This window comes from Terrihabitans soli (genome assembly GCF_014191545.1).
Lineage (GTDB): Bacteria > Pseudomonadota > Alphaproteobacteria > Rhizobiales > Methylopilaceae > Flaviflagellibacter > Flaviflagellibacter soli.
The window spans coordinates 1,785,686-1,806,125 of the sequence record NZ_AP023361.1 but is presented as its reverse complement, the minus strand read 5'-3'; the positions used below and the strand labels follow the sequence as shown (position 1 = coordinate 1,806,125).

25 protein-coding genes are annotated in these 20,440 nt (G+C 62.9%); 7 read left to right on the top strand and 18 right to left on the bottom strand.

Translation table 11 applies throughout. The annotated features are described in order from the left end of the window. Positions 1 to 6: 6 nt before the first annotated feature. From plsY to IZ6_RS09305, 3 genes are read right to left on the bottom strand one after another with little or no spacing between them, the layout of a single operon-like run. Positions 7 to 663 carry a glycerol-3-phosphate 1-O-acyltransferase PlsY gene (plsY, locus tag IZ6_RS09315; RefSeq protein WP_222874792.1) on the bottom strand — a complete coding sequence of 219 codons (657 nt, stop codon included), beginning with the start codon at positions 661 to 663 and terminating at the stop codon, positions 7 to 9. A 27-nt stretch (positions 664 to 690) separates the two neighbouring features. Continuing rightward, entirely contained in the window at positions 691 to 1,977 is a 1,287-nt protein-coding gene (locus IZ6_RS09310; RefSeq protein WP_222874791.1) for a dihydroorotase, read from the bottom strand. Next, entirely contained in the window at positions 1,974 to 2,939 is a 966-nt protein-coding gene (locus IZ6_RS09305; RefSeq protein WP_222874790.1) for an aspartate carbamoyltransferase catalytic subunit, read from the bottom strand. The genes IZ6_RS09310 and IZ6_RS09305 overlap by 4 nt, the downstream gene beginning before the upstream one ends. Positions 2,940 to 3,045: 106 nt before the next feature. Between IZ6_RS09305 and IZ6_RS09300 the strand changes: the two genes are divergently transcribed. Together IZ6_RS09300 and IZ6_RS09295 are read left to right on the top strand one after the other, a co-directional pair. After that, the gene (locus tag IZ6_RS09300; protein ID WP_222874789.1) at positions 3,046 to 3,408 is read left to right on the top strand and encodes a hypothetical protein; all 363 of its coding nucleotides are present in this window, start codon (positions 3,046 to 3,048) and stop codon (positions 3,406 to 3,408) included. A gap of 116 nt (positions 3,409 to 3,524) precedes the next feature. Continuing rightward, complete coding sequence (locus IZ6_RS09295) at positions 3,525 to 3,890, top strand: hypothetical protein (RefSeq protein WP_222874788.1); 366 nt, start codon at positions 3,525 to 3,527, stop codon at positions 3,888 to 3,890. A gap of 31 nt (positions 3,891 to 3,921) precedes the next feature. On the opposite strand, the gene IZ6_RS09290 is transcribed toward IZ6_RS09295, so the two are convergent. From IZ6_RS09290 to ruvX, 5 genes are read right to left on the bottom strand one after another with little or no spacing between them, the layout of a single operon-like run. Further along, positions 3,922 to 5,079 carry an MFS transporter gene (locus IZ6_RS09290; protein ID WP_222874787.1) on the bottom strand — a complete coding sequence of 386 codons (1,158 nt, stop codon included), beginning with the start codon at positions 5,077 to 5,079 and terminating at the stop codon, positions 3,922 to 3,924. 6 nt (positions 5,080 to 5,085) lie between these two features. Continuing rightward, positions 5,086 to 5,751, bottom strand: coding sequence for an aquaporin (locus tag IZ6_RS09285; protein ID WP_225873881.1), 666 nt, complete (start codon positions 5,749 to 5,751; stop codon positions 5,086 to 5,088). After that, the gene (locus IZ6_RS09280; RefSeq protein WP_222874786.1) at positions 5,748 to 6,266 is read right to left on the bottom strand and encodes an arsenate reductase ArsC; all 519 of its coding nucleotides are present in this window, start codon (positions 6,264 to 6,266) and stop codon (positions 5,748 to 5,750) included. Before IZ6_RS09280 ends, IZ6_RS09285 begins: the two co-directional genes overlap by 4 nt. After that, complete coding sequence (locus IZ6_RS09275; RefSeq protein ID WP_222874785.1) at positions 6,266 to 6,610, bottom strand: ArsR/SmtB family transcription factor; 345 nt, start codon at positions 6,608 to 6,610, stop codon at positions 6,266 to 6,268. Before IZ6_RS09275 ends, IZ6_RS09280 begins: the two co-directional genes overlap by 1 nt. 58 nt (positions 6,611 to 6,668) lie before the next feature. After that, positions 6,669 to 7,145: a Holliday junction resolvase RuvX gene (gene ruvX / locus IZ6_RS09270; RefSeq protein ID WP_222874784.1), complete on the bottom strand. Its 477-nt coding sequence runs from the start codon at positions 7,143 to 7,145 to the stop codon at positions 6,669 to 6,671. 90 nt (positions 7,146 to 7,235) lie between these two features. On the opposite strand from ruvX, the gene IZ6_RS09265 reads away from it, so the two are divergent. Both IZ6_RS09265 and IZ6_RS09260 read left to right on the top strand, forming a co-directional pair. Continuing rightward, entirely contained in the window at positions 7,236 to 7,520 is a 285-nt protein-coding gene (locus IZ6_RS09265; protein ID WP_222874783.1) for a hypothetical protein, read from the top strand. A gap of 137 nt (positions 7,521 to 7,657) precedes the next feature. Then, positions 7,658 to 9,589, top strand: coding sequence for a hybrid sensor histidine kinase/response regulator (locus IZ6_RS09260; protein WP_476718245.1), 1,932 nt, complete (start codon positions 7,658 to 7,660; stop codon positions 9,587 to 9,589). On the opposite strand, the gene IZ6_RS09255 is transcribed toward IZ6_RS09260, so the two are convergent. The 3 genes from IZ6_RS09255 to IZ6_RS09245 all read right to left on the bottom strand — a co-directional run bounded on the left by IZ6_RS09255 (position 9,590) and on the right by IZ6_RS09245 (position 11,240). Beyond that, a complete protein-coding gene (locus IZ6_RS09255) occupies positions 9,590 to 10,420 on the bottom strand; it encodes a hypothetical protein (RefSeq protein ID WP_222874782.1) in 831 nt (276 codons plus the stop codon). It lies immediately after the preceding gene. 155 nt (positions 10,421 to 10,575) lie between these two features. Further along, positions 10,576 to 10,827, bottom strand: a complete 252-nt coding sequence (locus tag IZ6_RS09250; protein WP_222874781.1) for a hypothetical protein — start codon at positions 10,825 to 10,827, stop codon at positions 10,576 to 10,578. Positions 10,828 to 10,988: 161 nt separating this feature from the next. Then, the gene (locus tag IZ6_RS09245) at positions 10,989 to 11,240 is read right to left on the bottom strand and encodes a hypothetical protein (protein ID WP_222874780.1); all 252 of its coding nucleotides are present in this window, start codon (positions 11,238 to 11,240) and stop codon (positions 10,989 to 10,991) included. A 208-nt stretch (positions 11,241 to 11,448) separates the two neighbouring features. Between IZ6_RS09245 and IZ6_RS09240 the strand changes: the two genes are divergently transcribed. Next, positions 11,449 to 11,844 carry an NADH:ubiquinone oxidoreductase subunit NDUFA12 gene (locus IZ6_RS09240; RefSeq protein WP_222874779.1) on the top strand — a complete coding sequence of 132 codons (396 nt, stop codon included), beginning with the start codon at positions 11,449 to 11,451 and terminating at the stop codon, positions 11,842 to 11,844. A 142-nt stretch (positions 11,845 to 11,986) separates the two neighbouring features. Continuing rightward, a complete protein-coding gene (locus tag IZ6_RS09235; protein ID WP_225873879.1) occupies positions 11,987 to 12,424 on the top strand; it encodes a DUF2155 domain-containing protein in 438 nt (145 codons plus the stop codon). A gap of 30 nt (positions 12,425 to 12,454) precedes the next feature. Here IZ6_RS09235 and IZ6_RS09230 read toward each other — a convergent pair whose 3' ends face one another. The 7 genes from IZ6_RS09230 to IZ6_RS09200 all read right to left on the bottom strand — a co-directional run bounded on the left by IZ6_RS09230 (position 12,455) and on the right by IZ6_RS09200 (position 19,210). Beyond that, positions 12,455 to 13,672: a GGDEF domain-containing protein gene (locus IZ6_RS09230; protein ID WP_222874777.1), complete on the bottom strand. Its 1,218-nt coding sequence runs from the start codon at positions 13,670 to 13,672 to the stop codon at positions 12,455 to 12,457. A gap of 63 nt (positions 13,673 to 13,735) precedes the next feature. Continuing rightward, positions 13,736 to 14,410, bottom strand: coding sequence for a leucyl/phenylalanyl-tRNA--protein transferase (aat, locus tag IZ6_RS09225; RefSeq protein WP_222874776.1), 675 nt, complete (start codon positions 14,408 to 14,410; stop codon positions 13,736 to 13,738). Between the two features lie 129 nt (positions 14,411 to 14,539). Then, a complete protein-coding gene (gene accC, locus IZ6_RS09220) occupies positions 14,540 to 15,892 on the bottom strand; it encodes an acetyl-CoA carboxylase biotin carboxylase subunit (RefSeq protein ID WP_222874775.1) in 1,353 nt (450 codons plus the stop codon). Between the two features lie 7 nt (positions 15,893 to 15,899). Next, positions 15,900 to 16,373: an acetyl-CoA carboxylase biotin carboxyl carrier protein gene (accB, locus tag IZ6_RS09215; RefSeq protein ID WP_222874774.1), complete on the bottom strand. Its 474-nt coding sequence runs from the start codon at positions 16,371 to 16,373 to the stop codon at positions 15,900 to 15,902. A gap of 26 nt (positions 16,374 to 16,399) precedes the next feature. After that, positions 16,400 to 16,843, bottom strand: coding sequence for a type II 3-dehydroquinate dehydratase (gene aroQ, locus IZ6_RS09210; RefSeq protein ID WP_222874773.1), 444 nt, complete (start codon positions 16,841 to 16,843; stop codon positions 16,400 to 16,402). A gap of 114 nt (positions 16,844 to 16,957) precedes the next feature. Next, positions 16,958 to 17,740 carry a DsbA family protein gene (locus IZ6_RS09205; protein WP_222874772.1) on the bottom strand — a complete coding sequence of 261 codons (783 nt, stop codon included), beginning with the start codon at positions 17,738 to 17,740 and terminating at the stop codon, positions 16,958 to 16,960. A 39-nt stretch (positions 17,741 to 17,779) separates the two neighbouring features. Next, complete coding sequence (locus tag IZ6_RS09200) at positions 17,780 to 19,210, bottom strand: M48 family metalloprotease (protein WP_225873878.1); 1,431 nt, start codon at positions 19,208 to 19,210, stop codon at positions 17,780 to 17,782. Positions 19,211 to 19,314: 104 nt separating this feature from the next. Here IZ6_RS09200 and IZ6_RS09195 point away from each other — a divergent pair, with 104 nt between their 5' ends. Then, on the top strand, positions 19,315 to 20,421 hold the full coding sequence (locus IZ6_RS09195) for a pyridoxal phosphate-dependent aminotransferase (protein WP_222877594.1): 1,107 nt from the start codon (positions 19,315 to 19,317) through the stop codon (positions 20,419 to 20,421). The last annotated feature ends 19 nt before the right edge of the window (positions 20,422 to 20,440 follow it).

Sequence of the window (20,440 nt, the reverse complement as noted above, 5' to 3'; positions counted from 1 at the left end):
GACGGATCACCCGCCCACAGGGGCGGCGCTTTTGCCGATTTTGGTTTCGGTGCCCGCGAGGAGCCGCGAAATATTCGCGTGGTGCTTGATGATGAGGATCAGCGACATGATGGCGAAAAAGCCCGCCGCCTGAACATTCGTCATGAAGTAAAGAACGACGGGCGTAAGGACAGCGGCCACCAGCGCCGACAGCGAGGAATAGCGGCTGACAAAGGCGGTGAAAAGCCAGATCGCGCCGAAGGCCAAAGCCGCCGGCCAGAAGAAGCCGAGCAGCACGCCGATATAGGTCGCAACGCCCTTGCCGCCGCGAAAGCGCAGCCACACCGGAAACACATGGCCGATAAAGGCGCCGAAGCCGGTGATCAGTTCGCCGAGATTTTTCTCAAGCACCGAAGTGTGCGGATCGCCCGCGATATAGGCCGCGAGCAGAACAGCGAACGTGCCTTTCAGCATGTCGGCGAGCAGCGTCGCAAAAGCGATGTCCTTGCGCCCGGTGCGCAGCACATTGGTCGCGCCGATATTCTTCGAGCCGATGGCGCGGATATCGCCGAGCCCGGCCATGCGCGTAAAAATAAGGCCGAAAGGAATGGAGCCGAAAAGATAACCGGCGAGAAAATGAACCGCGATCCCGATCAAGAGCGCGGTGAAAATCGTGTCTGCCATAAAACCTGTTCCTGTCCCCGGCGGCCTTTAAGCGTATTCGTAGACCGTTTTCCCGGCAACCAGCGTGCGCAGCACCCGGCCCTGGAGGCGCGCCTCGTCGAAGGGGGTGTTTTTCGACTTGGAGTGCAGGGCCGAGGGACTAAGGACGAAGGGCTCATCCGGATCGAACAGGATGAGATCGGCCGCCGCGCCCTTTTCCAGCCGCCCGCCGGGCAGGCCAAGGATTTCCGCCGGACGCGTCGACATGGCCCGCAGGAGAACGGGCAGGGACACCGCGTCCGCATGGACGAGGCGAAGGCCCGCCGCCAGCATGGTCTCGATGCCGATGGCGCCGTCGGAGGCTTCTGCAAAGGGCTGGCGCTTCTGCTCGACGTCCTGCGGTGTGTGGTCCGAGACGATGACGTCGATCAGGCCCGTCCGTACCGCTTCCGCCAGCGCGAGCCGGTCGTCCTCGGTGCGCAAAGGCGGCGCGACTTTATAGAAAGTGCGGTAATCGCCGATGTCCTGTTCGTTGAAGGACAGGTGATTGATGGAGGTGCCGCAGGTGAAGGAGAGGCCCTCATCCTTGGCGCGCCTGGCGATGTCGATGCTGTCGCGATTGGTAATGGTCGCGGCGTGATAGCGGCTCTTGGTCAGCCGCACGAGGCGCGCATCGCGCTCGAGAATGATCGTCTCGGCTTCGATGGTGCGGCCCGAAAGGCCGAGCCGGCTCGCATATTCGCCGGCATTCATCACGCCGTTGCCGGCAAGATCTGGATCTTCGGTGTGATGGACGATCAGCGCATCGAAGTCGCGCGCATAGGTCAGCGCGCGCAGCAGCACGCGGGCGTTTGCAATCGTCTTTGCGCCGTCGGTGAAGCACACCGCGCCGGCCTGTTTCAGAAGGCCGATCTCGGTCATTTCCTCGCCGCGTAGCCCTTTGGTCAGCGCAGCTGCGGGATGGATGTTGACGATCGCAGTGTCGCGGGCGCGGCGCAAAAGATAATCGACAATTGCCGGATCATCGACCGCGGGATTGGTCTCGGGCGATGAGACGACTGTCGTGACGCCGCCGGCGGCTGCGGCAAGGCTGCCCGAGGCGATGCTTTCGCGATGCTCGGCGCCGGGCTCTCCGAGAAAGGCGCGCATATCGACAAGCCCGGGCGCAATCACTTTGCCCTTGGCGTCGATAGTATCTGCACCATCGGGCGCGGTTTTCAGCGAAGCGCCGAGATCGGCGATCGTGCCGTCTTTAACAAGCAGCGCGCCGCGCGTCTCTTTGCCCGAAGCCGGATCGACAAGCCGCGCATTGGTGAAGAGGAGAGGGCGGCTCATGATACTCCTCCGCCATTCGGCAGATTGCGGGCAAGCGCTTCGAGCACCGCCATGCGCACGGCAACACCCATCTCCACCTGTTCGCGGATGAGCGATTGCGCGCCGTCGGCAACTTCCGAGTCGATCTCGACGCCGCGGTTCATCGGGCCGGGATGCATCACAAGCGCGTCGGGCTTTGCCCAGGAGAGCTTTTCGGCATCGAGGCCGAAGAAGTGGAAGTACTCCTTCACCGACGGCACGAAGCTGCCGTTCATGCGCTCGAGCTGCAGGCGCAGCATCATCACGATGTCCGCATCCTTCAGCCCTTCGCGCATATTGCGGAACACTTCGACGCCGAAGCGGTCGATACCGCGCGGCAGAAGCGTCGAGGGGCCGATGACGCGCACGCGCGCGCCGAGTGCCTGCAGAAGAATGATGTTGGAGCGCGCAACGCGGCTGTGCAGAACGTCGCCGCAGATGGCGACGATAAGGCCCTCTATGCGGCCTTTGTTGCGGCGGATGGTCAGCGCATCGAGCAGCGCCTGGGTCGGATGTTCGTGCGCGCCGTCGCCGGCATTGATGACCGCGCAGTCGACTTTGCGCGCCAGAAGATGCACCGCGCCCGCCGCGTGATGGCGGACGACGATCAAATCAGGGTGCATGGCGTTCAGGGTCGCTGCGGTGTCCAGCAGCGTTTCGCCTTTTTTGATCGAGGAGGAGGCCACCGCCATGTTCATGACATCGGCCCCGAGCCGCTTTCCGGCGATCTCGAAGGAGGACTGGGTCCGGGTCGAGTTCTCGAAGAAGAGGTTGATCTGGGTGCGCCCGGCGAGCGTTTTGCGCTCTTTTCGGACCTGGCGGTTCAGGTCGACGGCCTCATCGGCCAGATCGAGCAAATGAGCCATCTCAAAGGGCGAAAGCCCTTCGATTCCCAGCAGATGGCGGTGGGGGAAGTCCAGTTTCGGGCGCGCGTTTGCGGTCATCCGAAGTCGATCTCTTAGGGGGTTCGGGAACCGGGCGCAAGCCGCGATTGTTGTTATGGTAAGCCGGTTTCCCGGCATTGGTTCAGCACCACGGGAGGAGCCCGTTATGCGTTATTCAATGCGTATCATCGCTGCGGCCCTAGCGCTCGCTACAGGGCTCACCGGAGCCGCCCAGGCCGAGAATTTCAACATCTTTTCGGCCTCCAAGGCCCAGCAGACGGTCGATCAGGGCCAGCTGGAGCAGGTCCGGCGCCGTCATGGCGGCCATTATCGTCACCGCCATTTTAACCCTGGCGCGGCTTTCGCGCTCGGCACGATGGGCATCATCGCGGGCGCCGCGGCCGCCTCGAGCTATGACCGCCGCTATTATTGCGACCCGTATTACGAGTATTGCGGCCGAAGGTATTATCGCCGCGGTTACTATGCGCCGCGCTATTACGAGCCGCGCCGCTATTACTATTACGATTAAGACGAAGGGCGCTCCGGCGCCCTTTTTCTTTGGTCGCAGGTCCGGAACTGCCGCTAGACGGGAACGTTTATTCCCCGAGATCTGCCCAAGCGGGCAGCAAATTGGAGGATCGCCCCATGTTGAAATCCATGTCGCGTCCGGCCGCCGCCGCTCTTGCTGTGGCGATCGGTCTGACGAGCGTTGCGCATGCTGCGCCGCTGAGCATCTGGTCCGCGTCGCGCGACGCCAGCGTTTCGACGCCGTCGGTGCAGGATGTTCAGTATCGCCGCTACCGCCACCACCGTCATCATGACGGCATCAGCCCGGGTGCGGCAGCCGCCATCGGCATCGGCGCGGTTGCGGTCGGTGCCGCGATCGCGAGCCAGAACCGCTATTATGACGACGGCTACTACGATGAAGGCCCGACCTATTACGAAGGGCGTTCGAGCTATTGCGACAACAGCAATAAGCCCAAGCACTATCCCGCTCCGGCGGGCTGCTAAGGGATAAGGGCGCTTCGGCGCCCTTTTTCTTTTAGAGCGCCTGCCCTCGGGAGCGCACTCTTAGAAGAAGCACGAGCCCGAGATTGAGGACCGAAAGGGCGGCGATTGCTGCAAGCGCGCTCTGTTCTCCGGAAAGCTGGATGATCTGCGCGGCGGCGAACGGCGCGACCGCCTGAGCGAGAAACGCTGCTTTGGCGAGCCGGCCCATGATCGCGGGAAAGTCTTCCGCTCCAAAGAGCGCCAGTGGCACCGTTCCCCGGGAGATCGACCAAATTCCGTTGCCGGCTCCGTAAAGGACAAGGCAGGCGGCGGTGATGGGAAATCCGAACGTCAGAAGAATAATCCCGCAGCAAATCAACGTAGCAGAGGTAACCAGCGTCCAGACCGGATGGTAACGCGAGCCCAACACGATCTCGACCACGCGGGCTCCGACCTGTGACGGGCCGACAAGGGTGCCGAGGGCGACCGATGCCGCAAGCGCCAATCCGAGCGATTGCAGAAGCGTGATAAGATGTATGGACATGATCGAGAAGATCGCGCTTCCCGTCACGAAGATCAAAGTAAGAAGCAGAAGATTGCGGCGGTGTCCTTCCGGTGCTTTCGCTTTGGTGTCTGGCTTTCCGTTTCCAGTCTTTCGCGGCAGAAGCAGCAGAAGCACCGGAACGGAAACAAAGAGATGGATAGCGGCATAGAAAAGACAGGTTTCGCGCCATCCGAACGTCTCGACGAGATAGGCGGAAAGCGGCCAGCAGACCGTGCTCGCAAAGCCGCCGAACAGGGTGAGTGTCGTGATGGGGCGGCGCGCCTCGGCGCCGTAAAGCTGGCCGAGCGTTGAGAAAGCGGCATCGTAGAGCGCGCAGCCCATGCCCGCGCCGAAGACCGTCCATGACAGGATGTAGAAGGGCAGGCTCGGTGCAAAGGCGAGCCCCGCCAGTCCGAGAGACAAAAGGGCCGATCCGAAGGCGAGAACGCGCGCCCCGCCGAAACGCACAATGGCGCGTGCGGCCGACGGAGAGATCAGGCTCGACGAAATCAGCCCGATCGAAAATCCGGCGGTGATCCAGGCGAGGGACCAGCCCGTGTCGCGCGCGATCGGCGCGGCGAGAACCGTCAGGAGATAATAGGACGACCCCCAGGCAAAGATCTGATGCAGTCCGAGCGGGACGATAACGCGGGTTTTGGAGGACAAGGACGACTACCTGCGTTCATCGGCTGGAGGCCAGAACCATAACGCCAGCAAGGTTGCCAGCGCCATTCCGGCAAGCTGTGCGGCGATGAATGGCAATACATCTGCGGCCGCAATGCCCGCAAACGTATCCGACAAAGCGCGGGCTATGGTGACAGCGGGATTTGCGAAGCTTGTTGAAGCGGTGAACCAGTAAGCGGACGTGATGTACAGCCCCACCGCGTATGCGACGGCGCCCGGCGCGCGCGCCACACAGCCGAAAATCGTGAGACCGAGACCGAGCGCAGCAACGATTTCCGCGATCCATTGTCCCGATCCGGTGCGCGCCGTCGCGGATAATTGCCACACCGGCACTTCGAACATCAGATGCGCGACCCAGACGCCGATCACGCCTCCAGCTATTTGCGCAAGGATGAAGGCGAAAGCCTCGGTCCAGGCAAGCTGGCGTCTGAAGGCGAAGGCAAGGCTGACGGCCGGATTGAAATGGGCGCCTGACACCGGACCGAAGATCAATATCAGCACAGTCAGAATAGCGCCGGTCGAAAGGGCGTTGCACAGCAGAGCAAGCGCGTTGTTGCCGTCGGCAAGCCTGGCCGCCATGATTCCAGAACCCACGACGGCTGCGAGAAGAAAAGCGGTGCCGAGCGCCTCCGCTGCCAACCGGCGCGGCGTCACTTCGAATGCGCCAATTCGGTTGCGCCTTCGCTCATGCCGATATCCTTGAGCCGCGCCGTGAGCGACAGCCGGTCGAGGCTTTCCACCGGCAGTGCGGTGAACAGTGAAATCCGGTTCTTCATTTGTTTGAAGGCCGCAACGAAGGCAGCTTCGCGCTGAATGTCGTTTCCGCCGGATGAGGCCGGGTCGGCAATTCCCCAATGCGCCGTCATCGGCTGACCCGGCCAGAGCGGGCAGGCTTCGCCCGCCGCATTGTCGCAGACCGTAAATACGAAATGCATTTCCGGCGCACCGGGCCCGGCGAATTCGTTCCAGTCCTTGGAGCGCAGGCCTTCAACCGGATAGCCGAAACTCTCAAGCACTTTCAGCGCCAGCGGATTGACTTTGCCGCCGGGGCGGCTGCCCGCTGAAAATGCATTGAAGCGGCCCGCGCCGTCTTTGCGCAGAATGCTCTCCGCCATAATGGAGCGCGCGGAATTGGCGGTGCACAGAAACAGGACGTTGAAAATCGGCATCAGCAGGTCTCGCAGGCAGGGCGCGGCGTCAGATCGGCGATCAGCGGCGCGCAGATTTCGGAACGGCCCGCGCAGCAATCCTTGAGCAGAAAAGAAATGACCGTGCGCAGATGTTCGAGATTGGCGCGGTAGATGATCGTCGTGCCCTGGCGTTTCGATGAGACGAGACCCGCCTGGGACAGCACCGACAAATGGGACGACAGCGTGTTCTGCGGAACGTCCAGCGCGCGGGCGATCTCGCCCGCGGGAATACCTTCGGGCTCGTGAGTCACCAGAAGCCGGAACGCCTGGAGGCGGGTGGGTTGGGCGAGGGCCGAGAGCCCGGAGATGATCTCTGATTCCATATATCGAGAATTATGGAAGTATATGACGCGGTCAAGACACTGCGGAGGCTTTGCCGGACTAGCCGAGGATGGTCCGCAACCGGTCGAGGGCGCCCTGCAGGATGAAGGCGGCGGCGTGGGCGTCGATCACCTCGGCCCGCCTGGCACGGCTGACATCCTGCGCAATCAGCTCCCGCTCGACCGCGGCGGTGGAGAGCCGCTCATCCCAGAGGCCGATGGGAAGCTCGGTCAGCTTTGCGAGATTGCGGGCGAATGCCCGGCTGGCCTGAGCGCGGGGGCCTTCGGTTCCATCCATATTGACCGGCAGGCCGAGCACGAACCCGAAGATCTTGCGCTCGCGCGCGAGCTCGAGAAGCGCTTTGGCATCTTCCGCGAACTTCTTGCGGGGCAAGGTCTTTAAAGGCGCTGCCACGCGTCTCGTATCGTCCGAGACGGCGGTGCCGATCGTCTTCGTGCCAAGATCGAGGCCGAGCAGGGCAGCCCTGGCCGGGATAAGGGCGGAAAGCTCTTCAATCGAAACGATGGGCGCGGTCATGATCGGGGCGTAGCATGCGAGCAGGCCGAGAGAAACTTCTGCAGGAACTTTGCTCCCGACGCGAACATTGCCGTTTTGAACGAGGTCCAGATGAACACAGCCAATCTCCAGCTTGAAGGCCTTTACGCCGCCGTCGCCGCGCTGATGAACAGCCTGCGGGAAAAGGGTGTCATGAGCGCCGAGGATATCGACGCCTGCCTGAAGGATGCCGAGGCCCTCAACACTTCGGCCCGCCGCACCCTGTCGCCGTCCAATGTGGACGCGGTCAGGTTCCCCTTCCGCTATCTGCGGGCCGCCAACCGTGCGGCGGCCGGCGGCCAGCCCAAGAGCTTCTTCGACATCGCCACCGAAATCGGCATGACCAAGGACGCTTAGAGCCTCCTCTACCCCCGGAGGAGATGGAACCGGAGTTTCGCTCGCGGGTTTCCTATAGTTCGGCCTGCGCGACCGGACCGTGTTGCTTTGCGTAAGCGCCTTTCATCGGCTTACAAGCGGTGGAAGCTAGGGGACATATTTTGAACGCTCAGGAAACGAGCCAACCCGGCGTCGAAACGCGGCATCAGCTGCTTATCGATGCCGTGACGGATTACGCCATCTATATGCTCGATTCCTCGGGCATTGTGACGAGCTGGAATGCGGGTGCCCAGCGCTTCAAGGGCTACACAGCAGCCGAAATCCTCGGCCGGCATTTTTCCGCCTTTTATCGCGAAGACGATCGAGAGGCCGGCGCGCCGGAACGCGCGCTGGCGACTGCCGCCAGCGAAGGCCGGTTCGAAACCGAAGCTTGGCGCGTCCGCAAGGACGGCACGGAATTTTTTGCAAGCGTCGTGATCGATGCGATCCGCGATCCGCAAGGTCAGTTGCTCGGCTTCGCAAAAATCACGCGCGACATCACCGATCGCATGCGCGCGCGCCAGGAGCTTTTAGACAGCGAGCGGCGCTTCCGCATTCTCGTGCAGGGCGTCACCGATTACGCGATCTATATGCTCGATCCCGGCGGCTATGTGTCCAACTGGAATCCGGGCGCCGAACGCATCAAGCATTTCAGCGCGGACGAAATTGTCGGTCAGCATTTCTCGCGCTTTTACACGCCCGAAGATCAGGACAGCGGCCTGCCGGCCCGCGCGCTGCAGACGGCGGAGACGGAGGGCCGTTTCGAAGCCGAAGGCTGGCGCGTGCGCAAGGACGGTTCGCGCTTTTGGGCAAGCGTCGTTATCGATGCCATCCGCAATGACGCAGGCGAACTCATCGGATTTGCCAAGATCACGCGCGACCGCACCGAACACCGTCTCGCGCAGGAACAGCTCGAACAGACGCAGCAGGCGCTGTTTCAAGCGCAAAAAATGGATGCCATCGGCCAGCTCACCGGCGGCGTCGCGCACGATTTCAACAATCTTCTGACCGTCATCGTCTCGAGCCTTGATCTTTTGCGGCGCAAGGTCTCCGAACCGCGCGACATCCGCATCGTCGAGAACGCGCTGATGGCGGCCGAGCGCGGCTCGCAGCTGACGCATCAATTATTGGCTTTTGCGCGCCGGCAGTCTTTGCGGCCCGAGCCGCACAATCCCAATCTTCTGATCGAGACCTTCGAGGCCATTCTGCGCCGCGGCGCGGGCGACAATGTCATTCTCGAGATCGAGCTTGCACGCGATATGCACGAGGTTCTTGTCGATCATACGCAGTTCGAGGCCGCGTTGCTCAATCTTGTGGTCAATGCGCGGGATGCCAGCGGCGATGACGGCACGGTACTTCTGGCGACGGAGGTCGTGACGATTGACCAGCCGCGTCCCCTGATGCTGTCGAATATCGATCCCGGTGTATATGTGCGTACAACGGTCAGCGATTCCGGCAGCGGCATGTCGGCCGAGACTTTGGCCCGCGCTTGCGAACCTTTCTTCACGACAAAGGATATTGGCAAAGGCACGGGGCTCGGCCTTAGCCAGGTTTACGGTTTTGTGGCGCAGTCGAACGGCTACATCGATATCGCCTCTGCCGAGGGTTTGGGGACGGCCGTTTCGCTCTATCTGCCTGCAGGCGCTCCGGTCGCGGCCAAATCGCCTGAAAATGCGGGCGTTCAAGCCGGCACGGTTCTTATCGTCGACGATGACGAGCAGGTGATGAATGTTGCGGTCGAGATGTTTGCGAGCCTCGGCTATGATGTCCTGACGGCCAACGATGCCACGGAGGCGGTCGACATTCTGATGCGCGACCGCAAGATCGACGTTCTGTTCAGCGATGTGGTGATGCCGCGCGGCATGAACGGGATCGAGCTTGCGCGCGAAGCGCGCATGATGCGCCCGGATATGAAGATCATTCTGGCGTCCGGCTATCCCCTGCCGGCCATCGAAAAGGCAAAGGCGGATCTGTCGGAGACGGCCTTTATCGCCAAGCCCTATCGCTGGAGCGAAGTCGTCGAGCGCTTGAGGGCGCTCGACGCGGGTTGATTATTTCGGTTTCACCGTCAGGCGCATGCCGCCCCAGGCGGCAGGATCGCCGTTGACCGGCACGCTGTAGCCGGCGTCCGCATTGATGCTGCCGACAAAATCTGAGGTGCCGAGCCGGCCGAGATCCGATCTTGCCGAAAGCTTCGGCTCGAAGGCGAGCGAGCCTTGCTGTACGGAATAATCCGGCATGCCGAAGCGCGGCGCGATCTCGGCACCGATCTGCACATTATCGGCCGGTTTCATGACGCTGCGCAGCCCGGCAAATCCCGACAGAGTTTCGCTCATGCCGCCCGGGCTCTCCGGATTGTATGTACCAGCCGCCGCGCCACCGTAGAACAGGCCAGATTGCTGCGGCGAGGTTTCGGCTTTCAGCTCCCAGTTCATCACCGTGTCGCCGGCCATGCCGGGCTGCACCATCTCGGTTGAGAACTGGACGGGCGTTCCGTCGGCGCGCACGCGCATGCCGATACCGCGATCTTCCGGACCGGCAAACGGATCTTTCCGCAACGGATCGGCCGGCGCGGCGGCAAGGCCGCGGCCGGTGATTTCCTCGGTGATCGGGCGGCGGGCGAGCGAGGGTTTGATGTCGGGGCGGCCTTTGCCGGTGATCTCGGCCGGGCGCGACATCGCATCCTGATAGCCGCCGACATCCAGACCGAGGCACAGCAAAGCGAGCTCGCCCGGGACATCTTTCTGATCGCAATTGAATTCGGGTTCGGGTGCTGCCGCCTCAACCTCGAGGCCCTCCAGGGCTTCGAAGTTAGCTTCCTGCGCAAGAGCAGGTGCTGCGAGCATGAGCATGGCCGCGGCGATGAGCCGGGAGGAGTGCATATCGCCTCCGTTCCGCAATGTTCGAGCCGCCCCCGCAGCCGCTGCGCAGTCTACGGATGCGTGTGTCACACTCAAGCCGGTTCGCCGAATGCCAGTTCTGCGCGAGGCGGGATTCTAGGATAAGCGAAAGTTCATGATTTGCAGGCGGCCGCGCGTCAGGCGCGGGTGTAGTTCGCCTTCGGCTCTTTGGCGCCGACGCGCCACAGGCGCTCGATCGCGAGCGGCGCCTGGCCGGACTTTTCGGAAATCTCGCGGTCCTGCTCCTCGATGAAGGCGCGGGCCGGCTCATCGCCGTCGAGACCGCCGAGAAGCTCGCCGGGAACGCGGCGGTTCGATTTCTGGGTGCCGTCCTCATAGACGACATTGAACAAGACGCTTTCGCTCTTCGAGCCGGGTTTCTTGGCCATCTCGGACAATCCTGATGAAGCGCAGCCCATCCTTGAAGAAAAGGCCGGCGCGGATGTGAGGAGTTGGCTGTTATGTAGGCGGGACGGCCCGCAATTGCGAGCCGTAAAAGGGCGGCGCATGGCCGCCCCTCAGGGCAAACATTCTACAAAACTGGAATGTTCTACCGTATCCAGCCTTCGGATTTGGCCGCGGAGGAGAAGGTTTTGAGCGCTGCTTCGACCCCCGATTCGTCGTCCTGCTCGACGGCGCGGCTGGCGGTGTCGGCGGCGGCGCGCCATTTGTCGGAATGAGGACCGCCGCGATCACGGGCGATACAGGCGAATTTGATCAGGCCGCGATAGGTCGCGACAAAGCGCAGACCGTCATCGGTCATGAGCCGCATCTGCTGCGGAAGAAAGTCGTCCTTACGCATTGACGCCCACCCACGAAAATCAACTGAATGCAATCTGCGTCCGGGTGAGCCTGCCGAATAGAGCACGCCGGAACACAAGCTGTGGACGGGTTGAGTTATGAACAGGATTCAAGGGGAGGGAGCGGCGTCGCGCCCAGTGGACAGGGGGGCCGCGAAACGCCATAACCCGGCAAATGCTGGCCCCAGAACTTAAGGCCCGGAGCGGAACGTGAAGACCTTTATCACCCAGTTCTTTACCTGGTGGAACGGACAGACCCTCGGCACCCGTTTCTTCACCTGGCGCAAGGGTATTTTCGTCGGCCAGGACGAGTTCGGGAACAAGTACTACCGCGCTGTCGTGCCGCCGCTCGGCGAGCGCCGCTGGGTCATCTACAACGGCTATGCGGAAGCCAGCGCCATTCCGACGGGCTGGCATGGCTGGATGCATCACACGGTCGATGTGCCGCCGTCCGACGAGACCTATAAGGCGCCGGAATGGACGCTGCCGCACCGCGCCAATCCGACCGGCACGCCCGCTGCCTATCGCCCGAAAGGCTCGACCGCCGGCAAAACCCGCCGCGACAAGACGACCGGCGATTATGAGGCGTGGACTCCGGGGAGCTGACCTCGCCGGAGCGCCTCTTGCGCGCCATATTCACGGCCATGCTGCGCTTTCCTCCCGCCGTCCAGGGCCCCTTTCTGTGATTTTCCGCTTTCGCCCGGTTTTCATCGCTGCCGGACTTGCCCTCTGCGCGGCAGGCTCTGCTTTGGCACAGCAGGTTCAGCAGATCCCGCAACGCCAGGGCCAGCCCGGCGCCGTGCCGCCGCCGCCCGCGCAGGACAGCGCACCGCCGCCCGAGCGCATCGCAAATCCCGTCGCGCAGTTTTCCGGTCTCGACAAAGTCACGGGACGGATTTTCGCGTTCGATGTGAAGATCGACGAGACGGTGCAGTTCGGCGCGCTGCAGGTGACGCCGCGCGTCTGCTTCACGCGCCCGCCGACCGAGCAGCCCGAGACGATCGCCTTTGTCGAAGTCGACGAGATCACGCTGCAGAACGAGACCAAGCGGATCTTCGCCGGCTGGATGTTCGCCGACAGCCCCGGCCTCAATGCGGTTGAGCATCCGATCTACGATGTGTGGGTGACGGACTGCAAAGGCGGCGCGAAGGTCGATGCGCCGGAAGGCCCCAAACTCGGCGAGTAATCGACGTCTTTCGAAGCGGCGCGTCGTGCCTTATGCGGCTTCCGTCGTCTCGCCCGGTGCAACGCGCCGCATCGCCGCCAGCGCCGCCGTGAGATCTGCGAAACTGACGGTCTCGACGCGGTTGCGCCCCTTGTTTTTCGCCTCATAAAGCGCGCTGTCGGCGCCCGCCAGCATCTCCGTCAGCTGGTGCGTGCTGTAGGGCGCAAGGCAAATTCCCAGGGACACTTTCGCCGACACCGCAAAACCGTCGACCGATAAAGCTTTCGCCGCAAAATTGCGTCTTATGCGCTCGGTGATCTCAAGCGCTTCGGTCTCTCCGGAACCCGGCAGGAAAATCCCGAACTCTTCGCCGCCGAGCCGCCCGAACACCTGATCGGGATCGAGGTGGGAGCGCGCGACTTCGGCGAAGAGCTGCAACACCGCATCGCCCGTCGCATGTCCGAACGTATCGTTGATGCTTTTAAAATGGTCGAGATCGGCGATGACCACCGCGGACGGCTGGCGGGCGCGGCGCGCCTTCTCGAGCGCCCAGGCGCCTTCCTGCATGAAATAGCGCCTATTGCCGCCGCCCGTCAGAGGATCGCGGAGCGAGGCCACGCGATGACGCAGTTCGCCGCGTTCTTTCACGAGCGTCATCAGCAGAAACAGGATCGCAAACCACAGAAGATAGGCCGCCAGCAGCATAGCGCCGAGCAGCGGATTGTCGCCGCGCGCCGCGGGTGCGATGTCCGTCGTCAGGATCACGGGTACATACGACAGAAGAAGAAGGCCGAACAGCGTGAGGACAAGAGTTGCAAGCGGCCGCGAGACGAGTTTTTCGCTGTATCCGCGGCCGATCTCGAAGGCGGTCGCGAACACATAGATGGCGAGCACAGTGACGGTATAGAGCCCCGATGCCGTTACCTGATTGGCAAAGCCGGGCAGTGCGCAGGCGACGAACCAGAGCGCTGTACCTGCAAGGCCGTAATTCCAGAGCGGTTCGCGGTGCTCGAAATGGCGCGCGGCGGTCCAGAGCAGGCCGTAGGAGAGGATCACCGCCGAATTGCCGACAAGATGCACGATCAGCGGCGGCAGCCTGTGCTCGAGCGCGAGAATGAAGCTGCCTGAGGCGGAAACAAGAAACGAGACGCCCCACCACAGCACGGCGCGCTGCGCCGGATTCTGGCGCCATGTGTACAAGAAGATGCCGCCCGCAAATGCAGTCGTAAGGAGAGAGACGAGATAGAGCGTTGCGAGATCGAGTTTCATGGCGGCTTGCCGCCAAGATTACATCCGCTGATTGAAGCCCAGCTTTCTGATTTGCTTAAAACATTAACGGTCGGCGAGGGCTGCAAGGGCATCCGCGCCCGAGACCTTCATGTCTTTCGGCCAGGCGAAGAAATCGCCGCTTTCCGGGAGCGCGGCTTCGAGCAGCGCATGATAGGCGCGGCGCGACACATCGACAGCGCCGAACGTCTTCAGATGATCCGTGACGAATTGCGTGTCCAGCAGCCGAAAGCCGCCTTTGACGAGACGCGCGCTGAGATGCACCAGAGCGACCTTCGAGGCGTCGCGCTCCTTATGGAACATGCTCTCGCCGAAAAAAGCGCCGCCGAGCCGCACGCCGTAAAGCCCGCCGACGAGTTTGCCGTCTTCATAGGCTTCGACGGTGTGGCAATGGCCGATGGCGAAAAGATCGGTGTAAAGACGCCGGATCCGGCGGTTGATCCAGGTTTTGCGCCGTCCCGGGGCGGGCGCGGCGCAGCCGGCGAGAACGCCCTCGAAATCATGGTCGATGCGAATTTCAAAACGGTCGGCGCGCACCGTGCGCGCGAGGCGCGACGGGATATGGAACTTGTCGAGCGGGATGACGCCGCGCCGGTCGGGCTCGATCCAGTAGAGGCCCGGATCGCTGGCGCTTTCGGCCATCGGAAAGATGCCGCAGGCATAGGCCTTGAGCAGCACTTCCGGCGTGATCTCGACGAGGACATCGTTGATGCGCGTCATGGGGTAATTTTGGCGCAGAGAGGTTAAAGGTGGAAGAGCGCCCCGCGCATGGCAGACCGATTTCCCGCGCGGAATTGGCGCCCGGGCGCGATCACTCCAAGATATTGAAAATCCACGCGAAGGGAGGCTTCAGCCTTCCATCAGCCCTTCGGCGAGGCGCTTTTCCAGCCAGTGGATGTCGTAGCGGCCGTCCTGGATGTCCGGATCGCGCACAAGCGTGCGGAACAGCGGCAGCGTCGTCTCGATACCGTCGACGACGAACTCGTCGAGCGCACGGCGCAAGCGCATCAGGCATTCGGTGCGCGTCTTGCCGTGAACGATGAGCTTGCCGGCAAGCGAGTCGTAATAGGGCGGGATCGTGTAGCCCTGATAGGCGTGGCTGTCGACGCGCACGCCAAGGCCGCCGGGCACGTGCCATTGCGTGATCTTGCCGGGCGAGGGCCGGAAGGTCGCCGGGTTCTCGGCGTTGACGCGGCATTCGATGGCGTGGCCCGAGAGCTTCACATCGTCCTGGGTGAAGGACAAAGTCGCGCCGCCGGCAACGCGGATCTGTTCGTTGACCAGATCGATGCCGGTGATCATTTCCGTCACCGGATGCTCCACCTGGATACGGGTGTTCATCTCGATGAAGTAGAACTCGCCGTTCTCGTAGAGAAACTCGATCGTGCCGGCGCCGAGATAGCCGAGATCGGCCATCGCTTTCGCAACCGTGCCGCCGATGCGCTCACGCGCTTCGGCGTTGAGCGCGGGCGAGGGCGCCTCTTCCCAGACTTTCTGATGGCGGCGCTGCAGCGAGCAGTCGCGCTCGCCAAGATGCACCGCATTGCCCTGGCCGTCGCCCATGACCTGGATTTCGATATGGCGCGGCTTCTGTAAATACTTCTCGATATAGACCGCATCGTCGCCGAAAGCGGCTTTGGCTTCCGAGCGGGCGGTCGACAGCGCAATCGACATATCGTGTTCGCCGAGCGCGACCTTCATGCCGCGTCCGCCGCCGCCGGCGGCCGCCTTGATGATGACCGGGAAACCGATGTCTTTGGCGATGCGCAGGGCTTCGGCGTCTTCCGTCACGCCACCGTCCGAGCCCGGCACCACAGGGATGCCGAGGCGCTTGGCCGTCTGCTTGGCGGCGATCTTGTCGCCCATGACGCGGATATGCTCGGCCTTGGGGCCGATAAAGACGATGTCGTGCTCGTCGAGAATTTCGGCAAAGCGCGCATTCTCGGACAAAAAGCCGTAGCCGGGATGCACGGCATCGGCGCCAGTGATCTCACAGGCGGCCAGAAGCTGCGGAACGTTCAGATAGCTGTCGCGCGCGGCGGGCGGTCCGATGCACACCGCCTCGTCGGCGAGCTTCACATGCATGGAGTCGCTGTCGGCGGTGGAATGCACGGCGACGGTTGCGATGCCGAGCTCTTTGCAGGCGCGGAGCACCCGGAGCGCGATCTCGCCGCGATTGGCGATGAGGACCTTGTCGAACATCGAGATCTTATTCGACGATCATGAGGGGCTGGCCGAATTCGACCGGCTGCCCGTCTTCGATCAGGATCTCCTTCACCTTGCCGGCTTTCGGCGCCGGAATGGCGTTCATGGTCTTCATCGCTTCGATGATCAGAAGCGTCTGGCCCTGACGGACATCCTGGCCGACATCGACGAACACTTTGGCGCCCGGCTCCGGCGAGCGGTAGGCGGTGCCGACCATGGGCGAGAGCACGGCGCCCGGCGCTTTCGCGGGATCTGCCGATTTGGCGGCCGGCGCCGAGGCGGCTGCCGCGGGCGCTGCGGCCGCAGGCGCATAGACCGGCGCGCTGACCGTGAGGCTGCGCGCGACGCGCACTTTGAGGCCGGCGTTTTCGATCTCGATCTCGGAGAGATCGGTTTCCTTGAGCAATTGGGCAAGCTCGCGGATCAGATCGGAGTTCACACCGTTCGAGCCGCCCGAGCTTTTAACGTCCTTGGCCATGAATTCTTCTTTCTCTCCGAAGGGCGTCAGTTCTTAGCGATGATGCGCGCGAGGCCGTCGAGCGCGAGTTCGTAGCCGTATGCGCCGAAGCCGACAACAATTCCGTGCGCCACGGGCGACACATAGGAATGATGGCGGAATTCCTCGCGGGCATACGTATTCGACAGGTGCACTTCGATCACCGGAACATCCGCCGCCTTCAGGGCGTCGTGCAGGGCGACCGAGGTATGGGTATAGGCGGCGGGGTTGATGATAATCCCCTTGGCCTTGGTCCGCGCCTCCTGAATCCAGTCTACGAGCTGACCTTCCACATTGGTCTGCCGGAAATCCACCGAAAGGCCAAGCTGTTTGGCGCGGGCGGCCACCCGGTCCTCGATGTCATTCAGCGTATCCGAACCGTAGATTTCCGGCTCGCGCAGGCCGAGCAGGTTCAGGTTCGGGCCGTTCAGGACGAAGACGGTGGAGGTCATGCCGGGATCAGGGCCTTCTCGAGGGGCCGGTAGATGATCCGGCGCTTCTTATACGGGGCCGGGGGTGAGGGGAAGGGGGTGGCCGGGACCACCCCCTATCCCTTGGGGTCAAGGTTACGAACAGCCCACTTCGCCGCATTTGCGGACATTGGCGATGAGGTCTTTCAGGGTATCGGCGCCTCCGACCCCGGGCAGGACCCTGTCGGCGATGACATAGGTCGGCGTGCCGTTAATGCCGAGCGATTTGGCCAGCCTCTGAACGGCAACGAGGTTCTGTTCGATCTTGGGATCGGCCAAAGCGGCCGACAGCTTGGCGGTGTCGACGCCGACATCCTTGGCGATGCCGAGAGCGACTTCCGCGGAAGCGGACTCCGCCGATAGGAGACGGCGGTGGAATTCGAGATATTTGTCGGGCGCCTGCGAATAGAGCGCGACGGCAACGCGCGCCGCATCGACGGAATCCTGCCCGAGAACCGGGAATTCCTTGAGCACGAGGCGCAGCTTCGGATCGGCCTTCAGCAATTCTTCGGTATCGGCGAGCGCCTGTTTGCAGTAGCCGCAATTGTAATCGAAGAATTCGACCAAAGTGACATCGCCGTTCGGATTGCCGAGCACGACCTGATGCGGAGAGTCATAGATGTCGGACGCGCCTTTGCGGAACACATCGGCGCGCGCTTCATCGGCCTTCTTCTCGTCCTGCTCGCGCAATTTTTCGGCGACTTCGCGCAGGATCTGCGGATTGGCGAGGAGATAGTCGCGGACGATCCGCTCGGTTGACGCCCGGTCGGGAGAGCCTGCGCCCGCTGCCGTGTCGGCGACGAGGTAGCGGGGCAGAACGAAAATTCCGATGCCGGCTAAAGCGGCAACCGCAATCGCGAGGATGCGCAGAGGGGTCAAGAGATCAATCCTTTCGGCAGCGCCGGTCTTAAACAGCGCTTATTTCAGTTTCGGGCTACGGTAGTTGACGATGTCGTCAGCACGCAACCAGCTCGGCGAACCGGAGGCGAGCTGACTCTTGGCGCGCGCGGCGAGCGATTTGGCCGTCTTCGTGTCGCCCGCATAAAAGTAGGATTGCGCGGATGCGAGATCGGCTTCGGCGTTCTGGCCCTTGCGGCCATAGCCGACGGCCAGAAAGCGATAGGCCTTGGCCGCTTCCTTCTCATAGGCGGTCGCCTGCCGGAGCTCGGTCATCGCCGCATCGAGCAGGCTGTTATCGCCCGAGGCAACCATCGCTTCGCCGAGCATCATGCGGATGAGGCCGGCGCGCGGCTTCATCGATGCGGCCTGCCGCAGCGGCGCAATCGCCTGTTTGGGATGCCCGGTTTCGAGCAGCGCCTGGCCTTTGAGCTCGTAGAAATAAGGGTTCGACGGATCGGTGGCGATCAGGGCATCGATCTGGCGCTGCGAGTCCTCGATATTGCCGAAACGGTAGGCCGAGACGGCGCGGGCATAACGCGCCGGAAGCGAGGTGTCGCTTGCGGGGTATTTACGCGCGATGAAGCCTGCATCTTTGACGAAGGCGTAGATTTTCGCCTGCACCATCTGATGGCGTTGCAGAAGGGCCGGCGGATCCTTCACGGCGAGGTAGGGACTTTCCTTGGCGATGCGTTCGAGCAGCGCAATGCGTTCGACGGGCATCGGATGCGTCACCGCATAGGGATCGACGAAGCGGGCCGAGAACATGCTCTTGTCGGCAAAGCCCTTGAACGTGTCGAGCATGCCCTGCGCGGACTGCCCGGTTTTTGCGAGGTAAGACACGCCGGCCTGATCGGCGGCCTGCTCCTGGGCGCGGATATAGGCCAGCATGTCGCGCTGCACGACGCTTCCGGGCATGGTTGCGGCGGCCGTCGCGGCGCCGCTCATGGCGTTGCCGCTGGCGCCGGCCGCGACCCCGCCGGCGACGGCAGCGATGCCGGCGAGCATCGCAATGACGGCGCGCGTCTGCGCCTGGTCGATGCGCTGGCGCAGATTGGACAGATGCCCGCCGGCGATATGGCCCGTTTCATGGGCCAGCACGCCGATCAGCTGGTTCGGCACCTTGGATTCGACGATGGCGCCGAGATTGATGAAAATGCGCTGGCCGTTCGACACGAAAGCGTTGAACGACATGTCATTGATAAGGACGATATCGACCGCGCCGGGATTGACCCCCGCCGCCTTCAGCAGCGGCACCGTATAATCGCGCATCAGCTCTTCGATCTCGGTGTCGCGAACCGGCGCAAGACGATCCTTGGCCTGCGCCAAAGCCGGCGCCGGGACGGCGCTTGCGGCAATCGTCAGGGCGCCGAAAAGCGCGATCGTGCGGCGGAGGGCGGCCCGGGCGGACTTGCGCTTGGGATCGGAGAGCGGCATAGCGCGGCGATGCACGATAATGGTGGCGCAAAAGGGGCGCGGGCAGCGTGACTGACAGGGAAGACCGCGCCAGACGCCTCCTATACGCCGCCCGGGCGGAAGTCGAGCCGTTCATCGCCATGGATGTCCTGTCGGCGGCCCGCCGCCTCGAAGGCGAGGGGCGCTCGGTCATTCATATGGAGATCGGCGAGCCGAGCTTCCCGGCGCCCAAAGCGGCGCGGGAGGCGGCGGCACAGGCACTGAAGGGCGGGCTGATCGGTTATACCGAGGCACTGGGCCGTCCGTCCCTTCGAAACCGGATCGCCCGCCATTACCGCGATGCCTACGGGCTCGACATCGCGCCGGAACGGATCGCGGTGACCATCGGCTCTTCGGCAGGGTTTCTTCTGGCGTTTCTGGCGCTGTTCAATCCGGGAGAGCGCGTTGCAATCTCGGCGCCCGGCTATCCGCCCTACAAAACCATGCTCACGGCGTTCGGGCTGGAGACCGTCGAGATCGAAACGGGACCGGACACGCGCTGGGCACTCGATGCCGCGGCGATCGAGGCGGCGCATGCCAAGGCGAAGCTTGCGGGTGTTTTGGTGATGAGCCCGGCCAATCCCTCCGGCACGGTGATCGCGCCCGAGGCGCTGGCCGAGATTGCAGAGACCTGTGCGCGGCTCGGCATCCGCCTGATCTCCGACGAAATCTATCACGGGCTCACTTATGGGGCGGCGGCGGAGACAGCGCTGCGCTTCGATGACAATGCCGTGATCGTCAACAGCTTTTCGAAATACTGGTGCATGACCGGCTGGCGCATCGGCTGGCTTGTCGTGCCGGACGGTATGGAGCGCACCTTCGAGCGCCTGGCGCAGAACCTCTTCATTTCCGCGCCGCTGCTGTCGCAGATCGCCGCGGAAGCTGCGCTCGATGCGAAAGAGGAGCTGGAGGACATCCGCGCGATCTATGCGCGCAACCGCGCGCTTCTGCTCGATGTTCTGCCCAAATCCGGCATGGACAGTTTTCTGCCGGCGGACGGCGCGTTTTATCTTTATGCGGATGTTGCCCGCTTCACCAATGACAGCGTCGCGTTCGCCAAAGCTCTGCTTGAAGAGGCAGGCGTTGCGGCAACGCCGGGCAATGATTTCGACCGGGCGCGCGGTCACCGGTATTTACGCTTTTCGTTTGCCGGGGCGGAAGCCGAGATCGCGGAAGCGGCGCAGCGGATGAAAAAATGGCTCCGGTGATGCCGGAGCCATTTTGATC

Coding starts and splice junctions, on each gene's coding strand:
- plsY (WP_222874792.1), bottom strand. CDS start 663: ATGGCAGACACGATTTTCACCGCGCTCTTGATCGGGATCGCGGTTCAT.
- IZ6_RS09310 (WP_222874791.1), bottom strand. CDS start 1,977: ATGAGCCGCCCTCTCCTCTTCACCAATGCGCGGCTTGTCGATCCGGCT.
- IZ6_RS09305 (WP_222874790.1), bottom strand. CDS start 2,939: ATGACCGCAAACGCGCGCCCGAAACTGGACTTCCCCCACCGCCATCTG.
- IZ6_RS09300 (WP_222874789.1), top strand. CDS start 3,046: ATGCGTTATTCAATGCGTATCATCGCTGCGGCCCTAGCGCTCGCTACA.
- IZ6_RS09295 (WP_222874788.1), top strand. CDS start 3,525: ATGTTGAAATCCATGTCGCGTCCGGCCGCCGCCGCTCTTGCTGTGGCG.
- IZ6_RS09280 (WP_222874786.1), bottom strand. CDS start 6,266: ATGCCGATTTTCAACGTCCTGTTTCTGTGCACCGCCAATTCCGCGCGC.
- IZ6_RS09275 (WP_222874785.1), bottom strand. CDS start 6,610: ATGGAATCAGAGATCATCTCCGGGCTCTCGGCCCTCGCCCAACCCACC.
- ruvX (WP_222874784.1), bottom strand. CDS start 7,145: ATGACCGCGCCCATCGTTTCGATTGAAGAGCTTTCCGCCCTTATCCCG.
- IZ6_RS09265 (WP_222874783.1), top strand. CDS start 7,236: ATGAACACAGCCAATCTCCAGCTTGAAGGCCTTTACGCCGCCGTCGCC.
- IZ6_RS09255 (WP_222874782.1), bottom strand. CDS start 10,420: ATGCACTCCTCCCGGCTCATCGCCGCGGCCATGCTCATGCTCGCAGCA.
- IZ6_RS09250 (WP_222874781.1), bottom strand. CDS start 10,827: ATGGCCAAGAAACCCGGCTCGAAGAGCGAAAGCGTCTTGTTCAATGTC.
- IZ6_RS09245 (WP_222874780.1), bottom strand. CDS start 11,240: ATGCGTAAGGACGACTTTCTTCCGCAGCAGATGCGGCTCATGACCGAT.
- IZ6_RS09230 (WP_222874777.1), bottom strand. CDS start 13,672: ATGAAACTCGATCTCGCAACGCTCTATCTCGTCTCTCTCCTTACGACT.
- aat (WP_222874776.1), bottom strand. CDS start 14,410: ATGACGCGCATCAACGATGTCCTCGTCGAGATCACGCCGGAAGTGCTG.
- accC (WP_222874775.1), bottom strand. CDS start 15,892: ATGTTCGACAAGGTCCTCATCGCCAATCGCGGCGAGATCGCGCTCCGG.
- accB (WP_222874774.1), bottom strand. CDS start 16,373: ATGGCCAAGGACGTTAAAAGCTCGGGCGGCTCGAACGGTGTGAACTCC.
- aroQ (WP_222874773.1), bottom strand. CDS start 16,843: ATGACCTCCACCGTCTTCGTCCTGAACGGCCCGAACCTGAACCTGCTC.
- IZ6_RS09195 (WP_222877594.1), top strand. CDS start 19,315: ATGGATGTCCTGTCGGCGGCCCGCCGCCTCGAAGGCGAGGGGCGCTCG.